This window comes from Burkholderia sp. Ac-20392, assembly GCF_017104585.1.
Classification (GTDB): domain Bacteria; phylum Pseudomonadota; class Gammaproteobacteria; order Burkholderiales; family Burkholderiaceae; genus Burkholderia; species Burkholderia lata.
Map to the genome: position 1 here is coordinate 1 of NZ_JAAGPB010001152.1, position 817 is coordinate 817.

At 68.8% G+C, this 817-nt stretch carries 2 protein-coding genes; one reads left to right on the top strand and one right to left on the bottom strand.

What is annotated here, in order from left to right; genetic code table 11:
- A partial coding sequence (locus G3N99_RS41340; protein ID WP_241012120.1) for a LysR substrate-binding domain-containing protein occupies positions 1 to 502 on the top strand: 502 nt, incomplete at its 5' end.
- An 11-nt stretch (positions 503 to 513) separates the two neighbouring features.
- On the opposite strand, the gene G3N99_RS41345 is transcribed toward G3N99_RS41340, so the two are convergent.
- Positions 514 to 817 (bottom strand): hypothetical protein (locus G3N99_RS41345; RefSeq protein WP_206125324.1); only part of this gene is annotated, 304 nt, incomplete at its 5' end.

Here is an 817-nt window from a genome sequence, read left to right on the forward strand (position 1 = left end):
GGGGGGGGGGGGGGGGGGGGGGGGGGGGGGGGGGGGGGGGGGGGGGGGGGGGGCGAGCCCCGTGCGCCCGCATCCGGCGGAACTGACGTGGACCACGCTGTACGAGGATCGCTTCTGGCTGCTCGCGCCGCCGGACCATGCTGAACGCGACGCGGTCACGCTGCTCGATTCGCTGCCGTTCATCCGCTTCGACGCGCAGGCATGGGCCGGCCGCATGATCGCCGCCGAGCTGCGCCGCATCGGCGTGCGCGTGCGCGAGGAGATGGTGCTGGACAGCGCGGAAACGATCGCGCGCATGGTCGCGAGAGGGCTCGGCGCGGCGATCGTCGCGCTCCCCGATTCGACGCTCGCGCGCCTGCCGCCCGTCACGCGCTTGCCGTTCGGCCAGCCGCAAATGGGGCGCGCGGTCGTCCTGCTCGAACACCAGTCGCGCCCGGCCGAACGTTTCGCCCGTGCGCTGGCCGCCGAAGTCACCGCCTCATCAATGAGAATTTCTCATTGAACACCCGATAATTAACAATTATTCCTGTTGCTTGCGCGTGTTAACTTGGCGGCATCGTCACTCTTTCGATTGCGTGTCGCCATGTTGCCCGCCGGATGGATTCCCGCCTCGTTCCGTCGCTTTGCGCGCCAGCCGCTCGAGGCGGCCCGCACCGCCCGCACGCCTCGCGTGAAGGCGCGCCGATGATCGGCCCGATCCTGCTCGCGCTGGCGCCGGTTGCGCTGCTGGTCGCGTTCGGCGATCGGCAGTGCGTCGTGTAGGGAAAGTGGGTATATCTTGGTGTTCGTTTCCAGGTTGTTCGTCGCGTCACATATA